General features: G+C 51.1%; 18 protein-coding genes. 17 read left to right on the forward strand and 1 reads right to left on the reverse strand.

From position 1 onward, the window contains the following. From BLQ17_RS18255 to BLQ17_RS18290, 8 genes are all read left to right on the forward strand, one after another. Nucleotides 1-631, forward strand: a 631-nt coding sequence (locus tag BLQ17_RS18255) for a trimethylamine methyltransferase family protein (RefSeq protein ID WP_176761308.1), incomplete at its 5' end; no start/stop codon positions are given. A 154-nt stretch (nucleotides 632-785) separates the two neighbouring features. Then, nucleotides 786-2,195 (forward strand): trimethylamine methyltransferase family protein, encoded by a 1,410-nt coding sequence (locus tag BLQ17_RS18260; protein WP_092225491.1) that lies wholly within the window; start codon nucleotides 786-788, stop codon nucleotides 2,193-2,195. A gap of 574 nt (nucleotides 2,196-2,769) precedes the next feature. Beyond that, a complete protein-coding gene (locus BLQ17_RS18265; RefSeq protein WP_092225493.1) occupies nucleotides 2,770-3,741 on the forward strand; it encodes an ABC transporter permease subunit in 972 nt (323 codons plus the stop codon). Between the two features lie 150 nt (nucleotides 3,742-3,891). Then, complete coding sequence (proX, locus tag BLQ17_RS18270) at nucleotides 3,892-4,923, forward strand: glycine betaine/L-proline ABC transporter substrate-binding protein ProX (RefSeq protein ID WP_092225495.1); 1,032 nt, start codon at nucleotides 3,892-3,894, stop codon at nucleotides 4,921-4,923. A gap of 22 nt (nucleotides 4,924-4,945) precedes the next feature. Then, nucleotides 4,946-6,058, forward strand: coding sequence for a quaternary amine ABC transporter ATP-binding protein (locus tag BLQ17_RS18275; protein ID WP_218121839.1), 1,113 nt, complete (start codon nucleotides 4,946-4,948; stop codon nucleotides 6,056-6,058). 161 nt (nucleotides 6,059-6,219) lie between these two features. Continuing rightward, nucleotides 6,220-6,987 (forward strand): SDR family NAD(P)-dependent oxidoreductase, encoded by a 768-nt coding sequence (locus BLQ17_RS18280; RefSeq protein WP_092225556.1) that lies wholly within the window; start codon nucleotides 6,220-6,222, stop codon nucleotides 6,985-6,987. Between the two features lie 8 nt (nucleotides 6,988-6,995). Next, entirely contained in the window at nucleotides 6,996-7,757 is a 762-nt protein-coding gene (locus BLQ17_RS18285; RefSeq protein ID WP_092225498.1) for an SDR family NAD(P)-dependent oxidoreductase, read from the forward strand. Between the two features lie 364 nt (nucleotides 7,758-8,121). Beyond that, nucleotides 8,122-9,645 carry a BCCT family transporter gene (locus BLQ17_RS18290; RefSeq protein WP_092225500.1) on the forward strand — a complete coding sequence of 508 codons (1,524 nt, stop codon included), beginning with the start codon at nucleotides 8,122-8,124 and terminating at the stop codon, nucleotides 9,643-9,645. 178 nt (nucleotides 9,646-9,823) lie between these two features. On the opposite strand, the gene BLQ17_RS18295 is transcribed toward BLQ17_RS18290, so the two are convergent. Further along, nucleotides 9,824-10,555 (reverse strand): glutathione S-transferase family protein, encoded by a 732-nt coding sequence (locus tag BLQ17_RS18295; RefSeq protein WP_092225502.1) that lies wholly within the window; start codon nucleotides 10,553-10,555, stop codon nucleotides 9,824-9,826. A gap of 438 nt (nucleotides 10,556-10,993) precedes the next feature. Between BLQ17_RS18295 and BLQ17_RS18300 the strand changes: the two genes are divergently transcribed. From BLQ17_RS18300 to BLQ17_RS18340, 9 genes are all read left to right on the forward strand, one after another. Next, nucleotides 10,994-15,766 (forward strand): hypothetical protein, encoded by a 4,773-nt coding sequence (locus BLQ17_RS18300; RefSeq protein WP_143005545.1) that lies wholly within the window; start codon nucleotides 10,994-10,996, stop codon nucleotides 15,764-15,766. 10 nt (nucleotides 15,767-15,776) lie between these two features. Continuing rightward, nucleotides 15,777-20,345 carry a hypothetical protein gene (locus BLQ17_RS18305; RefSeq protein ID WP_092225506.1) on the forward strand — a complete coding sequence of 1,523 codons (4,569 nt, stop codon included), beginning with the start codon at nucleotides 15,777-15,779 and terminating at the stop codon, nucleotides 20,343-20,345. A gap of 89 nt (nucleotides 20,346-20,434) precedes the next feature. After that, complete coding sequence (locus BLQ17_RS18310) at nucleotides 20,435-21,253, forward strand: hypothetical protein (RefSeq protein ID WP_143005546.1); 819 nt, start codon at nucleotides 20,435-20,437, stop codon at nucleotides 21,251-21,253. A gap of 110 nt (nucleotides 21,254-21,363) precedes the next feature. Further along, on the forward strand, nucleotides 21,364-22,182 hold the full coding sequence (locus BLQ17_RS18315) for a hypothetical protein (RefSeq protein WP_092225510.1): 819 nt from the start codon (nucleotides 21,364-21,366) through the stop codon (nucleotides 22,180-22,182). 54 nt (nucleotides 22,183-22,236) lie between these two features. Then, a complete protein-coding gene (locus tag BLQ17_RS18320; RefSeq protein ID WP_092225512.1) occupies nucleotides 22,237-22,578 on the forward strand; it encodes a hypothetical protein in 342 nt (113 codons plus the stop codon). Nucleotides 22,579-22,842: 264 nt separating this feature from the next. Continuing rightward, on the forward strand, nucleotides 22,843-23,673 hold the full coding sequence (locus BLQ17_RS18325) for a phosphate ABC transporter substrate-binding protein (protein ID WP_092225557.1): 831 nt from the start codon (nucleotides 22,843-22,845) through the stop codon (nucleotides 23,671-23,673). Nucleotides 23,674-23,687: 14 nt separating this feature from the next. Then, the gene (locus BLQ17_RS18330; RefSeq protein ID WP_092225514.1) at nucleotides 23,688-24,527 is read left to right on the forward strand and encodes a PstC family ABC transporter permease; all 840 of its coding nucleotides are present in this window, start codon (nucleotides 23,688-23,690) and stop codon (nucleotides 24,525-24,527) included. Further along, the gene (locus BLQ17_RS18335) at nucleotides 24,524-25,399 is read left to right on the forward strand and encodes a PstA family ABC transporter permease (RefSeq protein ID WP_092225516.1); all 876 of its coding nucleotides are present in this window, start codon (nucleotides 24,524-24,526) and stop codon (nucleotides 25,397-25,399) included. The genes BLQ17_RS18330 and BLQ17_RS18335 overlap by 4 nt, the downstream gene beginning before the upstream one ends. A gap of 3 nt (nucleotides 25,400-25,402) precedes the next feature. Then, the gene (locus tag BLQ17_RS18340) at nucleotides 25,403-26,107 is read left to right on the forward strand and encodes a phosphate ABC transporter ATP-binding protein (RefSeq protein WP_092225518.1); all 705 of its coding nucleotides are present in this window, start codon (nucleotides 25,403-25,405) and stop codon (nucleotides 26,105-26,107) included. The last annotated feature ends 64 nt before the right edge of the window (nucleotides 26,108-26,171 follow it).

Consider the following 26,171-nt stretch of genomic DNA (forward strand, 5'->3'; position numbering starts at 1 on the left):
GCTGACCAGACCCGGGTCGCCATTTCTGTACGGCGGCGTGGCGACGGTTATGGACATGAAGTCCACCGTCTGCGTCTATGCCGGCCCGGAGATTTACCTCCAGTGCGCGGCTCTTGCCGATATCGCCAACTATTTTGAACTGCCGTTCTGGGGTACGGCGGGAATGACCGACACCGTGGTGCTCGACGAGCAGGGGGCGGCGGAAATCGGCATGTCCTGTCTGCTCGCGGTCCTGACCGGTGCCAACCTGGTTCATGACGTCGGTCTGCTCGACCAGGCCAGCCTGGTCGATCCGGCCACCATCCTCTTCTGTGACGAGGTGATCGACCACGTGAAGCATTTCATGCGCGGTATCCACCTGAGCCCGGAAACGTTCGCCATGGACGTGATCGACTCGGTTGGTGCCGGCGGCAACTACCTGACATCGAGACACACCTTGGCCCATTTCCGTAATTTCTGGTCGCCGACCTACTTTACCAGGCCGTCGATGGGTAACAAGGAGGGCCAGGACCTGATGGGCGCGCTCAACAAAAAGGTGCTTGAGATCGAGCAGACCCATGAGGTTCCGCCCCTTGAGCCCGAGAAGGTGGGCGCCCTTATGGACCTTGAAAAGAAATGGCTGCGGCGATAACACACTCTTTGTTCTCCGGTTCCTCCCAGCCATAAGAGGCCCCCGGCTTTTTGCGGGGGCCTCTTCCCGCAACCACCTTTTGCCCGATTATTTCAGGGTCTGCAGTACACTCTTGGAGCCGGATCAATAATTCTAGATAACGGAGATAAACAAAATGAACAATGATCTGCAAAAGATCCACAATTCGTCCATGGAGATACTGGAAAAGAGCGGTATGCGGTTCCAGCATCCGGATATCATTGATTTACTCCGGGAAAAAGGGATCAGGGTTGCAGGCGATACCGCGTTCTTTAAAGAACAACAGCTGATGGAGTGGGTCAAAAAGGCTCCCGCATCTTTTACCGTCCGCGCCAGAAATCCCATCTATGACATTACGCTGGGTGGCGATCATATGGAGGTCGCGGCGGGTTATGGGGCTCCGTATATGATAGAGCGCAGCGGAAAGAGCAGAAACGCGACCCTTGACGATTATATTCAGTTTGTAAAACTGGTGCACCAGAGTGAACATTTCAACGTGAACGGCGGCATCCTGGTTGAACCATCCGATCTGAACAGCAGATACAACGCTCCGGTGATGCTTTACAACACCATTACCCATTCGGACAAAGCTCTTATCGGCATGGAGGGGAATGCGGTGCAGATGGGGATGTTGATGGACATGTTAAAAATAGTCTTTGGCGGTGAGGATGAGTTGCTGAAAACGCCGAGAATGATGACCATCGTCAACACCCTGAGTCCTCTCCAGATGGACAGAAATGCGCTGGATACGCTGATAGCCTATGTTTCCCACGGACAACCGGTTTTTATTACCCCGGCAGCCATGGCCGGGTTTACCGCACCCATTACCCTGGCCGGCATGATAGCCCTGAGTAATGCCGAAACGCTGGCGGGCATCGCCGTTACGCAGATGATACGCGAAGGGGTCCCTGTGGCGTACGGCAACCAGTCCACGTCGGCGGATATGCGCTCCGGCGCGTTCGTGGTGGGGTCGCCCGAACACGTCCTGTCCATTTCTCTGGGAGCAAAACTGGCCAAGGAGTACGGGCTTCCATGCCGTAGCGGAGGAGGGTCCAGCGACGCCACCCAGGTCTGCGTACAGAGCGGCTATGAAAGCATGATGCTGTTGTCCGCCTGCTCAAACGCCAATGTAAATATGGTGATTCTGGCAGCAGGAGCCCTTGACAGTGTCAAATCCATGTCGGTTGACAAATTTATCGTCGACCTGGAGGTGATATCCCTGGTGAAACGAATCAGGGAGGGGGTAACAATCAATGACGAGACCCTTGTCGTCGATCTGATCAACGACGCAGGGCCTGGCGGTGAATTCATGACTTCAATGCATACCGCAAAACTATGCCGTTCAGAGGTGTGGACTCCAGAGATAGGCGTCAGGGGCAGGCGCGGGGAAAAATCGCACGGGGAAATGATTCTTGCCAACATAGACCGCAAAAAAGACCAGATGCTGACTGCATACGAGCAGCCCCGGATTCCGGCGGAGATGAAAACAGATTTGACCAATTATCTCCTGGCAAAAAAAATAGACGGAAAATACCTGCGGGGGTAAGACGATCCTGTATCGCTGCTGTCGATTTTCTCAACGACCCGGATGCAACCGGTAAGCAGGAACAGTGGAAGGCGGTGGCCATCTCCTGCGACGCCGTAATCGTTTGTTCCGTTGCGCCGTAGATGGCAGAATGTGCAAAGTAAAACCCTGGATGCAGGTTGGTGTGTCTTTTGTGCCTGACATAAAAATGCATCGCTTTGTTGGTGGCCATGACCGCCCATGAGCAGGTGTAGGGTGTTATAAAGCGGCTGCAATACGCCTTCAAGAGCAAAAAAGGCACAGTTTTGACGAAAAAAAATGACATATTTTGCTGCAAAACATGTCATTTTTTTGCTTTTTGTTTTTTGTCGTATTACAGAATTTTAGTATGAGCAATCCTGGTTTTTCCTGTATTTTTTTTGCTAACACTTTGTCATACATACGAAATATTAATTGTATCGCCGGTTCCTTGCCAGGAATTTCCAGGTGAATCTCCCCCCTTGGCACGCAAGTTGCTTTATTAACCGCTAAAATACTACACCGGCGATGGCGCTGATTGTATCTGCAGGGTAGCCCAACCAAAAAGGAGAGTATCATGGTAGAGTTGAACGTTTCAATTTGGCATAATATTCTGAACCCGCTGGAGCTGATCCACTTACCTCTGGATATATGGGTCGATGAACTGTTGAATTGGCTTGTGGGAAATTACCGATGGTTCTTTCAGTTGATTCGTGCTCCCATCGATTTTGCCCTTGTCACCATCGAACATCTGCTCCAGAATACCCCAGAAGTTATTCTGCTTATCCTGGGATGGTTTGTCAGCTGGCAGTTCGCGGATAGGAAAACCACCGTTTTCGTCCTGATCTCAATGGTTACTGTTGGTCTGGTCGGAGCCTGGTCCCAAGCCATGACCACCCTGGCGCTGGTCATCACTTCCGTTGTTTTCTGTATCATAATCGGTCTTCCCATGGGGATTTTGCTTTCAAGGAGCAGCAAAATGGAGGCTGCCGTGCGGCCGGTGCTTGACGCGATGCAGACAACCCCCGCCTTTGTTTATCTTATTCCTGTCGTCATGCTTTTTGGTGTAGGTAACGTGCCCGGCATCATAGTAACAATCGTTTTTGCCCTTCCTCCCCTTGTCCGCCTCACTATTCTCGGCATACACCAGGTGCCGTCTGATGTTATCGAGGCTGCGTATGCCTTTGGCGCTTCGGAGAGACAGGTCATGGTCAAAATCAAAATTCCGCTGGCGCTCCGGACGATCATGACCGGCATCAACCAGACCCTGATGCTCTCTCTGTCAATGGTTGTCGTAGCGTCGATGATTGCCGTGGGAGGACTTGGTCAGATGGTCCTCAGGGGGATCGGCCGGCTCGATATCGGCCAGGCGGCCATAGGCGGGTTAGGCATCGTCCTGATGGCCATAGCCCTTGACCGGGTTACCCAGGGAATGGGACTGTCGCCGCGAATGCGGGGTACTCGCTTCTGGTACCAGAAGGGACCGGTACACCTGTTGATAAAGTTGCGGGACAAGGTCAAGGATGCAACGACCAACGATATCCATTGACTGACGCGGCAGCCGCACAATGATTCAACCAGCCGTTACCACACATCTTTCATATCCGTAATCCGGCGCACCATGTGTGCCGGTGAAGTGAATCAATAGAGCAGTCGGGCAACAACGTGTTCTTATTAATCATTACCCAGGAGGAGCAAAATGAAAAAGGAGATCTTCAAGTCAGGCTTACTTAACAAAACGCTGAAATCTGCGGCGGTGGCCATAAGTCTGGTAAGCCTTTGTACTACCCTGGTCTTTGCCGATATGGTCGGGAAAGGCAAGAGCGTGCAGCCCTGTTATAACGGCATTGTAGAGGAACTGTTTCAGCTACTGATAGTGGACAAGGGACTCGAACAGCTGGGATATGAGGTGAAAACGCCCCTGGAGCTGGAAGTTACGTCAATGCATATGGCTGTAGCGCAGGGCGATGCCGACTATAACGCCAACTCGTGGATTCCGCTGCACAACAATTTCTATGAGAAAGTCGGTGGAGCGGATGTGGTTACCCGGGTTGGAACTCTCGTCGAGGGTGCGGTCCAGGGATATCTGATCGACAAGAAGACTGCAGAAAAATACAATATAAAAACCATAAACGATCTTGCCGACCCGGAGCTGGCTAAACTATTTGATTCCAACGGAGACGGAACCGCAGACTTGACTGGTTGTAATCCAGGGTGGGGATGTGAACGGACCATCGAGCACCATCTTGATGCGTACAAACTGAGGAAGACCGTCAACCATAACCAGGGTTCATATTTTGCCCTCATAGCCGACACCATTGCCAGGTACAAAGCCGGAGAATCCATTCTGTACTACACCTGGTCTCCTCAGTGGGTCGGCGGCGTCCTTGTTCCGGGACAGGACGTGGTCTGGCTTGAGGTGACCCATACCGACCTGCCTAAGGGCCAGGAAAATGCTGACACCACCACTCCGGATGGTAAAAATCTCGGGTTTTCTGTCAATTCTATCCATGTCTTTGCCAATAACAAATTCCTGAAGAAAAATCCGGCTGCAGAGAAATTTTTTGAACTGGCGAAGATCCCGATCGACGATATTGCCGCACAGAATCTTAAAATTCGCAACGGCGAAAAGTCCCTCCAGGATATCGACAACCACGCCAATGAATGGATAGCAGCACATCAATCAACATTTGACCATTGGATCCAGGAAGCTTCTGCGGTAGCAAAATAATTTCATACGGAAGAGGGTCGTTGTGGAAAAGCAGCCAGAAACTCTGTTGACCGGCAGGTCGAGTGAATCAGCAAACTCCAACCCTGTCATAGAATGTAGAAACCTATGGAAAATTTATGGCGATCGTGGTGCGGAAGCGATGGAAGCCATAAAAAAGGAGAATATCGGCAAGGAGGAAGTCCTCGAGCGGTTCGGGGGCGGTGTGGGCGTCGTCGATGCCAGTTTCAGTGTAGGAGAAGGTGAAATTTTCTGCATAATGGGCCTTTCCGGCAGCGGTAAATCCACTCTTGTCCGGCATGTGAACAGGTTGATCGATCCCACCGCCGGCACCGTATTCATCGAGGGCAACGATATTACCGCAATGAATCGGGCTGAATTGAGGAGAACACGCGCGGAAAAGATAGGCATGGTCTTCCAGAACATGGCGCTCCTTCCCCATAAAAGCGTTCGGCAGAATGTCGCTTTTTCCCTGGAGTTGCGGGGCGTCGACAGAAAAGAGCGCAACCGGATTGCGGAAAGGGCCCTGGAGATCGTCAAGTTGGAAAAATGGGGGGCAAGTTATCCCGATGAACTCTCCGGCGGTATGCAGCAGCGGGTGGGACTGGCAAGAGCATTGGCTGCCGATCCGCATATTCTGCTGATGGACGAACCGTTCAGTGCGCTGGACCCGCTTATCCGCAGACAGCTTCAGGACCAGTTTCTCGAGTTATCCGTCAAAATGAAAAAGACGACCCTCTTCATAACCCACGATCTGGATGAAGCGATCCGCATCGGTCATCGAATCGCCATAATGAAAGATGGCGTGCTGGTGCAGATAGGGACCCCCGAAGATATCGTGACCAAACCGGCGGACAAATATGTTGCCGATTTTGTCGCCGGCATCTCCAGGCTCCATCTCGTCTATGCCCACACCGTGATGTGGAGTATCGGTTATTTTCAGAAAAAATACCCGGAGGCAGATCTCAACGGATGTCCGGAGTCTTCTGCGGATGAAGACCTGGACTCGCTGATAGACGTCATGGTCAGCACCGGTGCGAAATTCATCAGGATCATGGAGTCAGGCAATTGCGTCGGTGTCGTTACCCAGGGCGCTCTTCTGAGAGGTATACAGGGGAAGGAGCCCGACGAGGAGTAATCGCTGCAAAGAGTAGGCAGCCACAGGACATTGGAAGAATCAAGCCGCACCCAAAGAGAGGTTTGACAGTTGAGTCCTGGTTTGTTGAGTGAAGTGGGCCGAAAAAACGGTTGTAACGCATAAATTGATGGTGAAAATGATTTATGGAGGAAAAACGAAACATGGAGTTCAAGGATAAAGTGGTGGTCATAACCGGCGGTGCCGGTGGCGTGGGGAAAGCTCTGGTGCGTCTTTTTGCCGCAAGTGGAGCCAGGATCATGATTTCCGATATCAATGAGGAAAGTTGCCGGGATGTCGCGGAAGAAGCAAGAAGCCTCGGTGCCGATGCGCAATATCTGGCTGGGAATCTGCGGGAAAAACAGTACTGTGAGCAGCTGATTGCCACCGCCGCAGAAAAATTCGGCGGGGTGGACATCCTGCTCAACAACGCCGGAATCATTCCCCGGGGCACCATCGAGGAAACTACCGATGAGATGTGGTTTACCGCAATGGATGTCAACCTCAATGCGGTCTTCTTCCTGAGTCGTGCCGTCTTACCCCATATGAAACAGCGGGGCGGGGGCAGCATCGTTAACACTTCTTCGGTCTGGGGAACCTACCCCGGTCCCGGGCATGTCGCATACTGCACCAGCAAGGGTGCCGTTGCCGCACTTACCAAAAATCTAGGCCGTGACTGCGCGCCCCTGGGGATCAGGGTCAATGCGGTCTGTCCCCACGAGATCAACACCCCGATGATTCGCACCGGATTCGAACGGCGTGGCCTGGACCCCGACAAGGCGATTGAAGAACTGAACAAGACGGTGCCCCTGGGCCGTATTGCGGAACCCGATGATATTGCAGATGTTATAGCTTTTCTTGCTTCGGATAAGGCACGCTATATCGCTGGAGAAACGGTAGAAGTCACCGGTGCAAAACCGGTTTCAGGGTGAGGACGGAAATGATAAACTTACATGACAAAGTAGCCGTGGTTACCGGTGGCGGTCGCGGTATAGGCAGGGGCATCACTGAAAAACTGCTGGAAGCGGGTGCCTGGGTGCTGGTAGCCCAGCGGCAGCCCCTCGATACAGAACTTGCCGAAAACGAGCATGTTGCCTATGCACATGCGGACCTCAGCCGACAGGAAGCTCCATACACCATCGCCGAAGCGGTAAAAGAGGCCTTTGGCGGCGCAGATATCCTCGTCAACAATGCCGGATTCATGTTTGAACAATCTTTGGAGGAGATGACTGAAGAAAACTGGGACCGTATGATGGCGGTGAATCTGCGCGCACCGGTATTTTTAGCCAAGGCCCTGTTGCCGCAGATGCGGCAGCGGGGCGGGGGCAGCATCATCAATATCGGCTCTATCGAGGGCATCGGCGCCAACCCTTATCATATCGCTTATTGTGGCTCAAAAGCAGGGGTTCATGGATTTACGCGGGCGATGGCTGTCGATCTCGGCGTCGATGGGATTCGCTGTAATGCCATTGCCCCCGGCTGGATTAATTCGGACCTGAGCAATGACTATATCAATGCACAACAGGATGTTGAGCAGGCCTGGAAGGATCTTTATGCAATGCACCCGGTAAGGCGAACCGGTGAGCCCGCGGACATTGGCGGGGTTGCCGTCTTTCTGGCCTCTGAGCTATCAACCTTTCTGACCGGCCAGGTGCTGGTCGTCGACGGCGGCAGAACGGCAAAACTGCCTCTGCCTTTCTGATATTTTGCGGCAACTCCGCACCACCAAAAAGAAACAACCACGGCTTGTTGTAGAAGGTGACTTCCTGGTAAAAAATATGCCCTGAAAGTCTTTGAGGCTATGGCCGCAAACATCGGGACAGGTGGTGTTGTTAAAACCAATCATCACAATGAATGTATGAGAAATAATTCGTTGTTGACTGAGCTGTTGGCAACAACGAATTGTCAGACTCAACATTGAAAAGCTTGAGCATTGTAAAGGGAGGTTTGAAAAAAACAGTCAATTGGGCGGCAGGAAAAACAGGCAATGATCCGGGCCGGTAAAAAGGCCTGTGGAAGGAACAAAAACCATAACGTTTTGCAAAAAGCAGCAAGGAGAAGGCACGATGCAACACCAGGAACCCATGAAAATTGACAAGACAATCAGTATAGGTTCGGCGCTGATCTGTTCATTTTTTATTGTGGCAACGCTTATCTCAGCGGACACCGTGAAAGATGTTTTTTCAAAAATCTTCAACTTTTTTATCGCGAATTTTGGCTGGGCCTACCTGTTGGTGATGGCCGGATTTGTCGTTTTTTCATTTGTCATGGCAATGACCCGATTCGGCAAGATTCGGTTGGGAAAAGATGATGAAGAGCCCGAGTTCGGAATTCTCAGTTGGTTTGCCATGCTTTTTGCTGCGGGAATGGGTATCGGCCTGGTTTTCTGGGGGGTCGCCGAACCGATGTTCCACTACTCGACCCCTCCCTATGCCGAGCCGAAATCGGCTCAGGCTGCGGCAGACGCCATGCGGATTGCTTTTTTTCACTGGGGACTGCATCCATGGTCCGGATATGTAATCGTCGGCCTGGTCATGGGGTATTTCCAGTTCCGCAAGGATAAGCCGGGGCTGCTCAGCTGGACCGTCGAGCCGCTGGTGGGTGAGAAGCATGTCAAGGGGCTTCTTGGCAAGTCGATCGACTGCCTGGCCGTTGTCGTCACGCTGTTCGGCGTTGCCAACTCACTGGGCATGGGGGCCATGCAGGTCACCACCGGCCTGAACAAGGTGTACGGTATTCCCAATACCACCGTGGTGTCGATCATTCTTATTGTAATCATCACCGTGCTTTTTGTTGTTTCCGCCGTAACCGGAGTTAATAAGGGAATCAAATGGCTGAGCAATATAAATATGGTCATGGCTTTTGGCCTTATGGCGCTTATTTTATTTTGCGGACCGACCAACTATATCCTGGAGTCGCTTTTTGAAGCGTTGGGCGCCTACTTCCAGACCATAGTCAAATTCAGCTTTTTCCTCGATACCACCAAGGTGGTCGAAGAGCATGTGGGGTATGACTGGATGGGAAGCTGGACAATTTTCTACTGGGCCTGGTGGCTGGTATGGGCACCGTTTGTCGGAGCGTTTATCGCCCGTATTTCCAGAGGGCGTACCATCAGGGAATTTGTTTTCGGCGCGCTGCTGGCTCCGACTCTGTTGTGTGCGATCTGGTTCAGCATTCTCGGCGGAACCGCTCTCAACCTGGAGATGAACATGGCACAGAGTCCGGGAATTGCCGCGGCAGCCTTGGCGGATGCTCCGGCAGCGATTTTTCAACTGTACGAATACCTGCCTTTTACCTCGCTGCTGTCGCTTGTCACCATGGCTATTATCTGTATCTTTTTCATCACTTCCGCCGATTCCGCCACTTACATTGTCGGCGTTATGAGCTCGGGAGGAGACCTAAACCCGAAAAATGCCCTCAAGGTAATATGGGGTGCGCTATGCAGCGGAGTCGCCATTGCCCTTCTTATGACTGGCGGGCTCAAGGCGGTGCAGACGGTGTCATTCATCTTCTCGTTTCCGTTCATGATATTGATGATCTTTATGGCATGGTCGTTTCTACGCTCCATAAAAGCTGAATTCCAGCAATAGAGAGAGTAGGGTTGTAAACAAACTGCCGATCCAACCTTTTTGCGCACCAATGCGGATCCGGGTCACCGGATCCGCATGACGGATTCTCAGCGGATCACTCCCTGAATATGGACCCGGTTTTCACATGAAGCGCCGCTGTGTCAGTTGATACCTGGGTGATGGTATTTGATGAATCTGGCTATTTAAATTCTATATTTTCTCTCTTGTAACCGGCCTGAAATTCGGGAAGGGCGGATACCGCCTTCACCAGTCGCTGCACATTTTTTTCAAGCAGGATATCGATTCCCGGGAAAGATTTCCCCCAACTTGAGTAAATAGTTGCCAGATAATCAACAATTGTCGGTTTATCTCCGGTGATGAACTCCTTTTTTTCCAGTTCCCTGTCAAGAATCGTCCATAAACCGGAGACAGATGAAGCGAGCTGTTGCAGCACGTTCACTCTTTCCTGTTCATCCATCCTGGTACGGTTCTGAATGGCAAACATTCTTCCATAGGCGGGATGAAGCGTCGCATAGTCAAACATTAACCATCTGAGAAATTCAGCCTTGCGGGAAAGCTCGGAGGGAAGCATCGGTGAATTGTGTTTCTCAAGAAGATAAAGAGCTATAGCGGCTCCCTCGGTGATGATCTGGCCATCGGCCAATCTCAATGCCGGAACCTGGTTGGTCGGTACGATTTCACGATAATTCGTTACGTCTTCACGTTTAACCGGAGTATAGGCAAGCTGTAGTTTTTCAAGCAGTACGGTAATGCCTGTGGAGCAAGATCCGGGAATGGTATAGATGGTGTACATGATATCTCCGTTTATGATGATTGGTTCAGCAGCTGCGAAAAACCATTGGTCGCTGCAGCCATGTGGGGTATCGCGCAGGTTGTAATCGCTTAAGATAGAGATGAAAACAGTAACCATTCCTGTTCATTGTTCAATCCAGTTCAGGTGATAGTTTTCTGAAGGTTCCGGCGCTGAGTGCCAGAAAAGAAAAAAGAGTTGATCACTTTCCGGGAATTGGGATGGGTAAGAGTCTATAGCAATATTGTTATTATTTGTTTTTTCGGCCTTTCTGTGTTGCAGGTGACGGTAAGAGGACTGTAAGACCGTTAATTGTTGCGGATTTCGATAGGGATAGGTTCGACTTGATCCAAGTTTTACCCTTCATTCACCCCTGTCAACATGATATGCTTATACTAACTATAAAAATATTTGAACATAACAATGCGCAAGGGATGTAGTGTAACTCTACAAGATAAATATATCGTAATGTATAGATTTTATTTGCTTTATTTTTTGTCTGTCTCTTGAGGTTTTAATCAATAATAATCGATTTAATACCGGGAGGGGGCTTTGGACGTGGAATCAAACAACCTCAACCTTCGTTCAATGGTTTCCTTCGGTCGATTGAATTTTCCTAGGCCGATCCAACCTGTGTCGCTATCCCGGCGTGATTTCCTCAAATGTTTTAGTGCGGCTGCTATAACCTCAAATACACCCGTCAGCAGTTTTTCTTCAACACTTTCACAATATGGTGTCAGGATCGTAACATCTGACAACCTGGCAATCTTCAAAATTGGTTCTGTTGCCGCCTGGGTTATCGATACCAGCCGTTTCAGCGGGACCCCCAGGCTTAAAACCAAACGAAATAGCAACCGGATAACCCTGGAACTGATCGGATCGTTGATTCCCGGGACAAATATTTCAGCCGACTTTACCTGTGTGCTCAGGCGGGAACTTTTTGACTGGCGCCTGACGTTGATCTTTAAAGGTTTTCCTTTCAAGGCGACAATTTCGTTGACTGAGTGGCTGCTTGGGACTGAGCCGGCACTCTGCCCTGTCTCTTCGTACAGGGTGTTGGGCCAGCTCTGTGATACCCTGGCTTTATCCATTACCGGTGATTGTCTGCTGAAATTTAGTCCGAACTGGCAGATGGAGGTTGTTGGCGACGGTGAGATAGGTATTGGTTGCAGAGAATGGGATGTGGTTTCAAAAGTTGCAAAAATCAAAATTGTAGGTGACTCTGAGCCGAGTGTTTTTGCAAATACTCCTGCCCGACGCTCGATTTTTCTTTTTGCAAGAGGGGAAAGACAATGGCATTTGTCATCATTGCTGCCGAAGTCCCCATATAACATTATACAGACGTCTGTAGAGAGTTTTAACCATCTTGCCCTGGAGTTGGGAGACAGCAACTTGTCAGGCTTGTCAGCGGCGATAATTGCATTTGACAGTAGTGATTTTTCCACGATCAGTTACCTGCCCGGCAAATCCCTGAAGGCCGTTGACGGTTCGGATTATAAAATTCCATTGACCGATGTGGTTTTTGCCACAACGTTTAATGAGTTTAATCCAGAAACGATAATCAGCGGTCGGATAGGCCGTTCACGATCTTTGCTCGATCATGATGGCTATATCATGGAAGCCGGCTACGCAGAAGGTGTCCCTCCCTTTGAATTAATTATTCGCAATAAAGAAATTTTTCACCATCGATGTGAACCGGCCTTGATTAAAGTGTTCACCAAAATGCCCGACGCAGTTACTGGCCCCATGGTTTTCCATGGCGATACCTGGGTTTCATTTGATAACGGAATGATCTTGCTGTCCGGGGACTCTGCTGCCGCAAATATCATCGGGGATGACCGCCTACACCGTGAAAAAGATATTATTCCCGGGGCTGCCGAGCTCAATTATGGGGCATTCAATACCGGCCACGGCCATCCGGGAAAGCAGTACAATCCGTTGCTCCTTGTTGCTTCATCAACCCTGCAAATCACGAAACCGATAAGAAAAACCTCAGGGCCACAGAGAAGAAAACAGAAACCGGCCGAAAAATCCACCGTTCGCAGTTTAAAAGAATCCAAGCCCCGGGTTTCACCTGGAAACAAACCCGCAAAACCGGTTCCGGTTCGGAAAATAGTGCCGGTACACCAGCAAGGTTTGGTCTCTCCCGATCTTACAGTGCCCGTTTTGCGCGCTGAAGATTTTCTCTGCCTAACCTTTCACTTTTATAATTTGAGGTTGGATCCGCAAAAAAGAACAAGGTTGATTCGAAAAAACACAGGTTCCAAAGCTTATATAGCCATACAGTTTCCTCCGCAGAGCATACTTGAAGAAACATTGTTTGAGGAAGAGACAAGCAGCGATCCCGCTAAAGGGCCGCCGATCCAGTCACGCATTTCCGGACCCAGCAGATTGGTCTTTATTGTTCCGGAAGAAGTCCGGACTATCCCTTATTCCTTGACAGACCTGCTTGAGGTATGCGGGAAATATGCCGTGAGGGTGCCGCCTACTGCGCTGCCCCCTCCGGAGCAAAAAGATGATAATCTGTCGATCAGATCATTCCGGTCCCTGGCAGGAAAAACCAAGGGAAGAGTCGCGCCCTATGGTCTGACTGCAAAAAGTGATGTTCCGCAAACCATAAAGACCGACCTGAAAGCAGGCAAACTCAGCCTTCGTCCCGGCGGACCTGAAAAAGGCCGCCCGCCCGGGCCGCTTGAAACGGTTATTGAAATGCCGTATCGGCTATGGCTCTCGCCACATAAGGGTGCTGCCTGGGCGCATTCCGCCGCACCTGTAAAAGGCCACAGAGACCGTATTGAACTCTGGCATACAAGGCTTGCGGTCCGCGGAGAAAAAGGGGATGTTGACGAAAACAATGACTATTACCGTACCCTTCGGGCGGTGTGGTCGCCTGACTATGATCAGCAGAATGTCCCGGCTGCCGGAACAAAATCCTTTCTTACCAGTCTGGATGCTCTTGATCGGCACGAAATTGTCGCACTAACATCGGATTTTCGTATACGGGGATATACCCCGTTGCCGGTCTGGGCAGGGCGAATGATGTTGACATCGTACGGCGCCTGGCTTAACAGCAGGGGCAGCTGGGATCCCCCCTGTGATCACAATGCCAGGAAAAAAGGCACTGCGACCGTTCAGAAAAAAATTACATCCCCGGCTCTTCTGAAAAACGCTGAATCAGGCGGTTCGTGCCCGACACCTGGAAGGGGTGAATGCAGCCCGGGGGTGTGGCTGAATGTGGAAGAGTGGCGCCACCGTGCTACCATGGGAAGGGACCATTATGTACGGGTTGTCTATAAAGGCTACCTTTTTCCCTTCGGCCACCGGGCATCTCTTATAAAGGTGACGGAACGCAAGTTCAAGGTCGTGGAAGAAGGTCCGTTAAAAGGCAATGTGGCTGCTTACCTGTATCAGAGGATCTTTATCGTTGTTCGTGAGCCGGTTCTGCACTATCCGATATTCGGGAAAAAAGACCGGCTGAATCCGTTTAGAAAGATAACCGTTACAACCCTGACAACCCCCAGTCTCGATAAGCCCGCGAAAACCCAGATTGACGGTTCGGACAGGCAGGCATTCTGGGTCTATGTTGCCGGAAAACCGTTCCTGTTCAGCTTAACGGGTGAAGACTGGAACGGGGTAAGGTCCGATTTTACAGCTCCGGTGATATTCCTCGATCAGTCAAAAGCCAAGAACAGCCAGTTTGTGACCAGGGTAATCCGTGATGAATATGAAAAGGATGAGCATCTGGAAAAAAGAAAAAGAGCGTGGGGAGGACAACGTGTAGCTTTCGCGGAAATAACCGGCGCCAATCCAATGGCGACTACTTTGGACACCCACACCTTCACTTTCACGGCAGAGCAGGTTGAATGTGGCGATGCGCCGGGTGACCGTCCGCTTTTTTTCCCCGTGATGGACCATGCGCAAGTCCGCATTCCGGCTGTGGAGGCTTTGACGGGCGGTCAACTGACGACCATCAAGATGTCAAAACTTTATGAGCAGTACGGTTTTGAGGGGAAGAATGGCCAGGGTGAGATTTATGCCCAGGTGGTTGGTGCAAATCCGCTCATCTTTAATGCGGATCAGTCGGGAGGGGTGGCAACTCCCAATATCAACATTGCCGGCCTTTCACGAAGGATGGGACCGGTCGGAGGAAATGTCGCCGAACAGGGGAAGGAACCGTCGATACTTGCTGATTTTGGAGCCGGTACCTTTGATCCCGAAGAATATTTTAAAGGCGTCGCAGATGAAGCGATGATTTTCGGAGGGATTAAATTATTTGAGCTGTTCAGCACTAAGATGAGCAGCAGCCATGCTCCCAGGCTGGAAAACAGACCCGTTTACAAAAAAGATGAACTGCTGGCAATTGAAACCAGGTTGATTTGGGAACCGCCTCTTGAACCACGGGTAAAAACTTTCAATACCTTGAAGGGAAAAGCAAAATTCAAGCTGGAGGTGTTGATGGTCAACAGCCTTGACGGCAACCCTCCCGAGTCTTCGATGCGCGGTGTTCTGACGGATTTTTCCATCGACCTGCTGGCTGATCTTGGTGATGCCGCAAGGTTTATCGTGATCGAGTTCGCTTCTTTTGAATTTATTTCGCTCAGCGGCTGTAAAACAGAAGTCAATCCTGTCATCCGCGATGTGCGTTTTGCAGGTGCGCTGAGTTACGTTAACGAACTCGCAAAATTTTTATCCAGTGACGGAGTGAATATCGATGTCACTCCGTCAGGGGTAACCGCGGGCTTTAATCTCGCCATCCCAGTCATAAACTCGGGGGTGATGGCTCTGCAGAATATTTCACTCAGTGCAGGAATTACCATCCCGTTTTCGGGTGACCCGATGAGGTTACGGTTTGCTTTTTGTGAAAGAAACAATCCGTTTTTACTTACAATTTACTGTTTTGGAGGGGGAGGCTATGTCGGGTTGGCGCTTGGTTTGGATGGGGTCGAACAACTGGAGATGGCCTTTGAGTTCGGCGCAAGCTGTGCCCTGGATATCGGAGTTGCAAGCGGCGGTGTGGAAGTTATGGCCGGTATATACATCCTGGCCGACGACGACGGCTGTGAGCTTACGGGATACCTGAGAATGTCCGGTGAACTCTCGGTTCTCGGAATTGTCAGGCTCTCCATAGAATTTTATATGACTCTCAGCCACGATACGAAAACGAATAAAACCTGGGGGGAATGCAATCTGACAGTAGAAATAGAGATTGTGTTTTTCAGTGTTTCGGTAAGTCTGCATGTCCGCCGAGAGTTTTCGGAGCCCACCTACCTGCCATTTAGTGAAATGATGAGCCAGGACTCCTGGACGAGTTACTGCGAAGCGTTTGCCTGAGGGGAATGAGATGGATACGGAAATAATTTGGACCGTACTGCCGAACGGCCGGGTTAACGGGAAAGCAAGAGCAACCTTGTTTGTTGCTCCCCAACTTTCGGGAGGTGCAACTTTAAGCGAATTTGCATTATTTCACAATTGGCCAAGAACCCTCGTCGATGACAACGGCAACTGGAAGATTACTATCAAGCTGCTGTTTTCCAATCCGGGAATTCAGATCGAGTCGCTACCGCTTGCAGAAACAGCAAAAACCGGGCAGCCAAGACTCCCTGATCATAGGTTGTGGTCGTCGATTTTTCCACCCGAAACCACCGTGAACAGTTTTAAGGTAGAAGATCTGTCGCAACGAAGGATAAACTCGTTTCCCGCAACCAATATCAAAGCTCTTGTCGACAAATCATACCGCACGTTTGCTGCAGCTTCTCCGACAAGACTGCCGCGCAAAACCGGCCTGTTGAACAGTAAGAATCTAAGGCTCAATGATATTTCCGTGGTGCCGAGGACGAGAGTCTCGGTAGATGGGCAGCCAACTGTTTTTGCCCGTAAAGGTGAGCGGCGCAACTACGCGAAAATGGCGAAAGAGCAGAGCGGACGCCTGGGGAGAACCGTTACCAGGGAAGATCTGAGACTGTCGGAATTGCGTGACCAGATAGATGGCGAAATAGAAAGGCAGTTTACCGATCCCAATTTGGGCGTGCTCAAAGCGATTCCCCCCCGGCCCGCCAACGCAAGGGAAGATTTCATGCAGTTGAAAAAATTTACCATACCGCGCCGCAGCCGACCCTTGGAGGACAAGGTACAGGCGATCCGGATGGATTTTCATCAGATGGTAACAGCCTATAGCCAATATCCCGCGTTAATGAGGCGGCTCGGCCTGGCAATCGATATCGTGCTGCTGGAAGATCCTCCCGCCGGAAACGGATTTGTGCGGGTCACGATCGATCCCGAAGAACTGCAGACGAAGGCACCGAAGACCCGCTATTCATTTAATCCCGGTGCAGTCGACTGTTTAAGTTTTTCGGTCGCGGTTGAAAAGGATAGTGACCTCCAAAATCGGTGTCTGCAGCTGGACAAGAGTGAGTATTCTCTGGAGCATCTGGATATAGCCGGCGCCGGCAGCAAGGTCATGGACCTTGCTGATAAACTAAGCCAGGAAACAGTCAGCCGCAGTTCCGACACGGATGAAAGAGCGCCGTTGCCGGCACTGCAGACGGCAGGAATATCGCTTGTCAGGACCGGCCGGGCTCACATGTACCACACATATTTTACGAAGCAGCAAACAAAGTTACAGCCATATTTTTCCCAAAAAAAGCTCAGCACCTCTTCTGGCCAGGCTGATATAAAGGAAAAATCCAAGGTGATGGCAAGAACCAGGATGGCGGACGAAGAGCAGGCCGCAGAACTCTGGGCGGATGACCTGACGAGAGGCTACCGCATCGACGTTTTTGACGGTACCTCCAGTCAGTGGCGTTCCCTGTGCAGAAGAAAAACTATTTTTATGTACGCTGACGGTAGTGGGAGCTGGGAAGAGACGGGTGAGATCAATGATGGCTGGGTATCGCTGGCGGTCACTCAATCCAGGGATGGTGATGACGATGATCTGTATATACATGAATCATTGTTTCGCTGGTCCGGCTGGAGTCTTGTAGCGCCTCGGCCTGGAAAGACATTGAGCAGTGATTATAAATCGGTGGAGCAAACAAGCAAACCGGCGCAAGATCTGAATCTGGCCATACAGGCTGAAGCCCTGAAAGGGAGCCTGCCCCGGTTGCGGTTTGGAGCATCGTATAAAATCAGAGCGCGTGCGGTTGATCTTGCAGGAAACAGTCTCTCGCTGGCGGAAGCCAATGATCTGACCTCCGAAGATCGGAACAGTTCGCTGGTAACAGCAGGAAATTATACTTACCGCCGATACGAACCTGTCGCTCAACCTGTTGTTCTTGCGCGTAACGCCCTGAACAAGTCAAGCGGCGAGTCGATTGAGAGGCTGGTGATCAGGAGCTATAACAGCAATCCATCCCTGGACGGAGCCGGGTCGAAAGAAAAATCACAAAGACACATCGCTCCGACCGGAACGGCTCAACTCCTGGCGGAATTTCACGGTAAATTTGATAACGACAAAGGACAGCCGCGAGCTGATTTGTATAACACCATAATAAGTCACGACAACCCGTTGCCCAATAAGGACAGCGTGTATAACCAACCCGCTGTGCCTCTTACATATTTGCCGGATCCTGCAGCAACAGGCGCTGCTTTTGCCAATTTACCCACCGATGGAACTCTGGACAACAGCGTCATTGTCCAGAGCGGTGACGGCATAACCGAAACATGGAATATTGAGCCTCCATCGGCGACAATCAGGCACGTTCATCAGATCAGTTTTGGCAGGGAATCGTTATGGCCGGATCTGAAAACGTTTCGGTTTGTAATTTCAGGATGTTTGAAGCCGAAGAATCCTGAGTGGGATCCGGCTGGGCGGGAGTTGAATGTATTCCTGCTGCCGGGAGAGACCCGAAAAGTGAGGCTGAGCTCGTACATATCCGAGAATGATCTGGATAAATTCGAACTATGGAACTCCATGAAAAAAGATGGAAATGTCGGCCAGTTGAGAAGCAGGGTTCTGGCCGGTGTACACTGGATGATAACGCCGTACAGGGAGATCACCCTGGTTCATGCGGTTCAGCAGCCCCTGGTCATACCTGACTTTAATTCTCTCGCTTCATTTCGTAATAGGGATGAGGGGTGGACTACCCTGGCGGATACCTTTCCTGTAGATGGGAAAAGCACCGGCAGAATAGATGTTCATGGCAGCTGGCGGGAGATTGACGACAGAGGTGCAGGACCCAGACGCATAGATGCCAGGGGACATGCGTTTGAGATATCTGTAAAATATGAGGATTCAGAAGTCAGCTTCGGTCCGGATGGAACCAAATCGTTCACTCAGGTAAATCCAAAACGGTTGGGAGTGGTGGACAAATCCGGTTCTTACGCTTTATCGAAATCAGATGGTTCAAAAGATATAAATGTCAACTTGAAAGATCTCCGGGGTGCTGGAACAACACAGAAAGAGAAATCTTCCCGCGGAAGCGCGGTAAAATCGAAAAGTATTTTCAGCGCACAGCGACAGGATAAAGCGACGGAGTTACAACGGCCCGACTTAGGCGCAGATAAAGGAATCCTGAAGCGTCAAACCATCAGGCGGCCTATTGGACGTCATAATTTTGGCGACACCAGATATAGGCGCGTTACCTATGTCGCATCGGCTACCACCCGCTATCTTGAATACCTGTCGTTTTACCGGGACTACAAAATATTTCAGGAAAACTACTTTGCAGGTGGTGAGCGGACGAAACGACAAGGGGACATCGTCGATCAGTGGACCCGGAAATATCCAGAGAAAAGTTTTATCCGGAAATCCAGACCAGTCACTGTCGATGTTCTCAGTTCTTCACGTCCGCCGGCACCTGAGGTCGAGTATATACTGCCTACCTTTGGGTGGGAACGAAACAGAGCAAAGAAGAAGGTGACCAGCAAAAGGGTAGGCGGAGGGCTCAGGATTTACCTGAAACGGCCCTGGTTTGCTTCCGGAGAAGGAGAACTTCTAGGTGTTGTACTGGACCAACCGGGCCGATCTCGATTGACAGGCAGGCAGCTGGAAACTGACATGAACCTTAAAAAGCCGTATGTCACCCAGTGGGGGATGGATCCGATATGGCGTTCGGCTCCCACCCCCAGGCCCTGGACTCCCGGGGTGGAAAATTTCCGCAATGTTCATAAAACTGAAACCGATCTTACCTTGGAGGAATTGCCCGATTCTTCGGTAGCGGTTGCGGGTTATATCGTTGGTGAATGGGATTCAAACAATAATCTGACTGGATTTGACGAGGACCGTCAACTCTGGTTCTGCGATATAGAGATTGATCCCGGGCAGTCATATTTTCCATTTATACGATTGGCACTTGCACGATATCAGCCGAATTCCATTTCCTGGAAGGGCCTTAAACCGGGGGATGTGAAGCTGTCTCGTGTGATACTGGCGGATTTTGCCCAGCTGGCTCCGGATCGTTTCGCAAGCGTGACGCTTCAATCCGGGAATATACTGAAGGTGATGGTAACAGGGCCTACGTTTGTTGAATCTGGCGTTGACGTGTATGGACCACCGGAACTAAACGTCCAAAGACAGGATGTTGGTTCAAAGGGCGAAACAATTCAACCGGGACAGCGACTAAAAAAAGGGTCCGCAATATCCGGCGCCAAATTTTCAAAAAAGGCAGCGGCTGCTCCTCAAGGCGGGGGAGTTGTTGAGGTTACTCTTGAAATGTCAACAACTGACGCCGGAGATGCTATGGGGTGGGTGGAGGTGCCGAATACCATGGTTAAGCTCAAACGTGATGGCAGAAGCAATTCATGGACAGGTGAGGTAAGGCTGTTGGAGGAACCAAAAGATCAGAGCTATCGTCTTGTAATACGAGAGTATGAATTATTTCTTGGCGGCGGCAGCGGGCATGAACAGGAAAGATCGCTCAGGGGCGCGCAAATTGAACGGAGATTAGTATATGCAGATGTGTTGGAAATATAGGTCAAGGAGGATTCAGACTGCCGTTGATACATCGCCGTGATCGCAAAGTGAAAATAAATCGTAATAATTCTAAATTATCGGTGAATAAGATGCGAAGTGACTCGGGAAAAAACAGATCGGTCATTCTGGCTGTTATCGTACCTCTGGTCCTGCTCATTTTCAAGACAGCGATTTATAGTGCCGGGTTTGACCAGCTATGCATGGATCAGTTGCCGGGACAATGCTGGAGGACAGAAGACGTTATTGATCAGAGAATTGAGTGGCACGCACAGGCGGCTTTGATGGCTATGTTTGAGCACGGTGGTGAAGAGGCCGCATCCGCATCGGCAATTTTATGTGCGGTAAAGCGCGGACAGATTGAGGGCATCTACCGCCACACCATGAAAGTGCCTGCACTCAGGGCCAGAGAGGCGGGGACGTATTCCTGGAAAATTATTCCCCCCCATGAAAATTCAATCTGCTATGATCAGCCTGCCGCCAGGACGCCGATAATTGTAATTCGCGACGGTGTTGCGAAAAACAGGCCCGCATTGATTGGTGCGTTACAAAACGCATGGAAAAGTTGCCGGGTTATACCGACAATGCCCAGGTGCTATATAGCGACAATTCCCAAAAGGACGTGCAATGCGGATAAGTACAATGAAGTGTATTTCCCGTGCATGCGCCCGTATCCACCTAAGCTTTCGAAATGTTTAAATAATATAAGCAAAGATCTTAAAGCTTGTAAAAAACAGGAAACACAAAACAGAGGTGCGGGGGAAGTTTTCGATTATTGCGTGCAAAAATTCAACCTGAATTATCGGTTAAATGATTGTTACAACAAGTATCAGGACAAGGAAAAACACAAAAAATGTAAAATTAAGGCGGATGATGTTTCCGCATGCGATAGCGCCGGATCAGATTGGTAATGACAAGTGTGAGTATTGGTATCGCACTTGTTTCGCCTCAATTCAAGGTATTCCACAAATCAGGATGAAGGGGATTTTAGCGAGGGATTCTAACAGAGCGGGAGGAAAAAATGAGAAAAACAATTTCAGGTTTTGAAAAGTACCGCATGATAATCGGTCTTGTTGCATTCTTTTTCTTTCTCCTCTCAGGTTCCGCTGATGCGGCCTGTACCTGGAAGACTTCTGATATTATGGACCCGCGAATCGATATTGGTGCCCAGAAGAGTCTCATGAGACAAATGAGCGCCGGTCCGCCCCGGAGTATCAGCGCGTCGGCAATGATTGGGGCCGTTAAATCAGGTAAACTTGCAGGCATCCTTTTGCCGCCGCGCCAGGCAGTGGCAAGCCGGGCTGCACGGATGACCCCTAAAAAGGGGTATTGGCAGCTTCTGTCCGGGCGTAATTCCGTATGTCTTCATGAGCCAGCCGGCGAACCGCCGATGATCGTCTATAAAGAGAAGTTGAGCGAAGCCATGATCGATATCGCATTGGCGGATGCCTGGCCCCAGTGTGGCCTCCCAACGCCGCAAAGAGCATGCAATTACGTCGCTGACAGATTCAGCCCACCGCCGAAACCATCTGACAGTTCGGGTGAGTATGACAAAGGGAGTGTGGCTCAGGTTATGGTTTACGTCCATGGGAGGGGAAAAAACTATGTAGGGCCCATTGCCGCGGCACAGGTCTGGGCCAGAGTTCAAGGTTCTGACAAGACGTACAGAAGCAGTACCGATGGCGGAGGAAAAGCCGTTTTATATTTAATTCTCAACAGGGCCGCGGCAGAAGTATACATTCAGGCGGAAGCACCTGATTATATACCGAATTTTAAAAAGGTAATCATAACCGCAGGGCCGCAGCACGTTGTCGATTTAGGTTTAAGTCCCAATCCGTGATAATAAGTTCAACCGGATTATTTTGATAGGTAAACAATTCCACAGGAGGAAGGTATGAATTCTACAGGCAAGTTGAAAATAGTGGGACAGTACCTGGGAGGAATCTTGATGACAATCGTGATAATCTTGGGGGGATGGACCGCAGCCGTCACGGCAAGTGCTCAATCAGATCCCGTCACGGTTCCGTTTGAGGATGATTATGCGGCCCGGCTTGCGTGGCAGAAATATGACCAGGATGTCATGGCGGCACATGCTCAATACGAAGCTAAAATGCACGTCTGGCGTGAAGCCGTGGAGGCTAGAAATCAGAGTAACGGGGAGCTCCCCGATCCAGGGCCGATGCCGAGACTGGATCTTCCACAAAGACCGCCGATGCCCAGGCCCCCGAGTAAGTGATGAAATAATTATATTTTTCTTGACGATGTTCTGTTGCCAGGGTATGGTAACACAAATCTTCCGGAAGTATTACTGGTGAGAGCGCCGCCTTCGCAACCCTACTCCTGTGCGAAGGCGGCGTTGTCTTTTTCATCCATAATTCCTATCGGACACATCAGGATTCATTGGGATAATCTATTGGCCGCCGGCGTCACCATGTGCTAATAACAGGTCTTGCCAGGAATTATAACCTTTTCAGACAATCTGATACCGATGGAGAAAATTATGAAAAAATACAAATTATTGTCATTGCTGGTTGTCCTTGTGCTGCAATTGTCGGTAAATTCGGCATGGTCGGGAGCTCTTGATCCGTTCGCGGGCCAGAAAGGTACGTTGAAGATCGCCGGAGGTACCGCCCATATTCCGGTCATAAAGGAAGCGGCCAAACTGATAATGACCGCCAACCCTGACATTCGCATAACTATTGCCGGAGGAGGTTCCGGAGTGGGAATAAAGCAGGTTGGTGAAAGTATAATCGATATCGGCAATTCCGGACGGAAACCAACGGAACAGGAGATCGGTACATACAATCTGCATCCGGTCAAGTGGGGGATAGACGGCGTAGGTGTCGTGGTAAACCCCGACAACCCCGTTACCGCTCTTTCAACGCAACAGCTTCAGGGAATATTTGCCGGCACCATAACAAGCTGGAAGGAGTTGGGCGGCAAGGACCGGTCGATTAATATTTATGACCGGGATGCTGCCAGCGGGACCCGATCGGTATTTTGGAAAAAAGGGCTGAAAAAGTCAGAGGTCAGCAAAAAAGCCAATGTGGTTGTTTCCAACGGTGCCATGAAGACGGCGATCGCCAACGATCCGTACGGGATCGGTTTTGTCTCGGTTGGTCACATCGATGCATCTGTTGCCCCGGTGAGCCTTGATGGTGTTGCCCCGACTCTCGACAACGTGAAAAGCGGCAAATATCCGGTCGCCAGGGGGTTATATTCCTGCACCAAGGGTGAGCCGAGCGGACTCGCCGCTCTTCTTTTCGATTTCCTGCATAGCCCTGAGGGACGGAAAATCGTGGAAGAAAAAGGCTTTATCTCGGTTGAATAAACTCTTTTGATCGTATGGGAGTTCTGTTTCAGCTCGCCGCCTATGGTTGCGGGCTGCTGACCATAGCTGTGCTGGTGATGATGTTTCAGCTTGGCCGGCCGTTGTTTGTTGATGGGCAGTTTTTTTCCCTGCTCAGTCAGGTGTGGCAACCCGGCCAGCAGCTCTATGGCATCTATCCGATGATCATCGGCAGTATCCGGATATCTTTTCTGGCGCTGGCCTTAAGTTTTCCGGTGAGCCTGGGGACCGCCTTTCTCGCCGCCGGGCTCGCCCCCCGGCCAATGCAAAGATGGGTCCTGGCCATGGTTCGGTTAATGGCAGGGATACCCACCGTGGTCTACGGATTCGTAGCAATCTTTCTCCTCGTCCCCCTCGTCAGAGAACATGTCTCGCGAGGGTCGGGGTTGAATATTCTTACCGCATCTCTGGTACTTGCGGTGCTCATTGCTCCCACCATGGTTGTTTTCTTCGTCAACGGATTGCGCGGGGTAGATCAGTCCTATTGCCGGGCAACGGATGCCCTGGGGGCCACTGCTGTGCAGAGACTGCTCTATCTGCAGCTTCCCCAAGGGTGGCCGACGATAGTTTCCGGAGTAATCATGGGGCTTGGACGGGCAATGGGCGACACCCTCGTCAGCCTAATGGTGGCTGGCAACAGTATCGGCGTGCCGACATCCATTGTCGACTCCGCCAGGACTCTTACCGCCCACATTGCCCTTGTCATCGCGGCTGATTTTGCCAGCATGGAGTTTGCCTCGATCTTTGCCTGCGGCCTTGTCCTCTATCTATTCACCATGGCGGTCGTCATAGGATTGCGGATGCTGGTTCACCTGCGGACAGGATCGGATCGATGAGAACTCTCCTTGAAAAAAGCGTCCCACTGCTTGCCTGGGCGGGGTTTACTGTTTTGGCCGGGGCTCTTGCGGCAATCCTTGGCTACATTGTCATGCGTAGCTGGGCGGTGCTCCATCTTTCCCTGCTGTTCGGCGATGTTGCCCCGATCGATGCCATTTTCCTCCGCCATCCTGTTTTCGACGGACTCTTTCCCGCTGTGGCTGGCACTTTTCTGCTTGTCCTGATTGCCGTCCTGCTCGCCGTTCCTGTGGGCATGGCTGCAGGGATCTATCTCGCTGAGTACGCAGGGTACAGGATGAAAAGCTGCCTCAGCCTCCTGTTTGACATCCTCGCCGGTCTGCCGTCGGTTGTCGTTGGCCTGGCGGGGTTTTCACTCACCATACTTCTGCATAAGGTTTTCCCCGGGAAAATCGGTCCCTGTCTGCTGCTTTCGGCCCTGGCGCTCTGTTTTTTAATTCTTCCCTATCTGATCCGTACTACCCAGACTGCCCTTGAGTCGGTGCCGTTATCCCTGCGACAAACGGCACCAGCCCTGGGGGCGACAAAACTCCAGAACATCTGCAAGGTGCTGCTGCCGAGTAAACTGACGGACATTCTTGGCGGTATCATCCTTGCCGTGGGCCGGGCTGCGGAAGATACCGCGGTCATTATGCTGACCGGCGTCGTCGCTTCCGCCGGCATCCCCCGTTCGCTCTTTGAGCAATTTGAGGCGCTCCCCTTTTATATCTATTATATTTCTTCACAATATACCAACGCAGAGGAGTTGCAGACGGGGTTCGGTGCGGCCATGCTCCTGCTGGTGCTGTGCGGGATATTGTTTCTCCTGGCGTTTTTCACCCAACAGACTCTTTCCCGGCATTTCAGAAGGTAGATTGTGAACAGGCAAGACAAAATAATTATCGACAAGCTCAGTTTCCGTTACCGGAACCGGCCCATCCTCGAAGATATCAGCCTCTGTTGGCGGGAAAAGCAGATCATTGCGGTTACCGGTCCGTCCGGTACCGGGAAATCTACCTTTTTATCCCTGTTCAACCGGCTCTGGGAGGAGACGGGCGACGGCAGGCTGACCGGATCCATACAGTTGAACCTTGGCGGTGGCCTGGTGGATATTTACCAACGGCAGATGCCTCTGGCGACGTTGCGGCGCTCCGTGGGAATGGTCTTCCAGGCACCCAACCCCCTGCCGATGAGCATCTACAAAAACATCACCTTCCCGCTGATGCTGGCCGGCAGGAAAAACGGAGAGGAGATGACGGAGTTGGTCGAGCGGGTGTTGACCCAGGTCCATCTCTTTGCCGAGGTGAAGGATCGCCTCAAAAGTGATGCCCGCAATCTCTCCGGCGGCCAGCAGCAACGCCTTTGTCTGGCGAGGGCGCTGGTGCTGGAGCCAAAAATACTGTTGCTTGACGAGCCCACCTCCTCTCTTGATCAAGAGGCGTGCCGCAAGCTTGAAGAGCTTATCGTCGAACTGAAGGACCAGTGCACCATCCTCCTCGTCTCTCACTACCAGGACCAGGTACAGAGAACCGCGGATCTTGTCTATGAACTTGCAGACAAAAGGCTGAGGCGGGTCGGCTGAACGCGTACGGCGGTGCCGTATCAGCGTCTGTCCTGTCTGGAAAGATGCGGGGTGGACGGTTGAA

The sequence above is a fragment of the Desulforhopalus singaporensis genome (assembly GCF_900104445.1).
Lineage (GTDB): Bacteria > Desulfobacterota > Desulfobulbia > Desulfobulbales > Desulfocapsaceae > Desulforhopalus_A > Desulforhopalus_A singaporensis.

Excerpts from the sequence above, each read along its gene's own strand:
- BLQ17_RS18260 (WP_092225491.1), top strand. The coding sequence starts at position 786 with ATGAACAATGATCTGCAAAAGATCCACAATTCGTCCATGGAGATACTG.
- BLQ17_RS18265 (WP_092225493.1), top strand. The coding sequence starts at position 2,770 with ATGGTAGAGTTGAACGTTTCAATTTGGCATAATATTCTGAACCCGCTG.
- proX (WP_092225495.1), top strand. The coding sequence starts at position 3,892 with ATGAAAAAGGAGATCTTCAAGTCAGGCTTACTTAACAAAACGCTGAAA.
- BLQ17_RS18280 (WP_092225556.1), top strand. The coding sequence starts at position 6,220 with ATGGAGTTCAAGGATAAAGTGGTGGTCATAACCGGCGGTGCCGGTGGC.
- BLQ17_RS18285 (WP_092225498.1), top strand. The coding sequence starts at position 6,996 with ATGATAAACTTACATGACAAAGTAGCCGTGGTTACCGGTGGCGGTCGC.
- BLQ17_RS18290 (WP_092225500.1), top strand. The coding sequence starts at position 8,122 with ATGCAACACCAGGAACCCATGAAAATTGACAAGACAATCAGTATAGGT.
- BLQ17_RS18295 (WP_092225502.1), bottom strand. The coding sequence starts at position 10,555 with ATGGTTACTGTTTTCATCTCTATCTTAAGCGATTACAACCTGCGCGAT.
- BLQ17_RS18305 (WP_092225506.1), top strand. The coding sequence starts at position 15,777 with ATGGATACGGAAATAATTTGGACCGTACTGCCGAACGGCCGGGTTAAC.
- BLQ17_RS18310 (WP_143005546.1), top strand. The coding sequence starts at position 20,435 with ATGCGAAGTGACTCGGGAAAAAACAGATCGGTCATTCTGGCTGTTATC.
- BLQ17_RS18315 (WP_092225510.1), top strand. The coding sequence starts at position 21,364 with ATGAGAAAAACAATTTCAGGTTTTGAAAAGTACCGCATGATAATCGGT.
- BLQ17_RS18320 (WP_092225512.1), top strand. The coding sequence starts at position 22,237 with ATGAATTCTACAGGCAAGTTGAAAATAGTGGGACAGTACCTGGGAGGA.
- BLQ17_RS18325 (WP_092225557.1), top strand. The coding sequence starts at position 22,843 with ATGAAAAAATACAAATTATTGTCATTGCTGGTTGTCCTTGTGCTGCAA.
- BLQ17_RS18330 (WP_092225514.1), top strand. The coding sequence starts at position 23,688 with ATGGGAGTTCTGTTTCAGCTCGCCGCCTATGGTTGCGGGCTGCTGACC.
- BLQ17_RS18335 (WP_092225516.1), top strand. The coding sequence starts at position 24,524 with ATGAGAACTCTCCTTGAAAAAAGCGTCCCACTGCTTGCCTGGGCGGGG.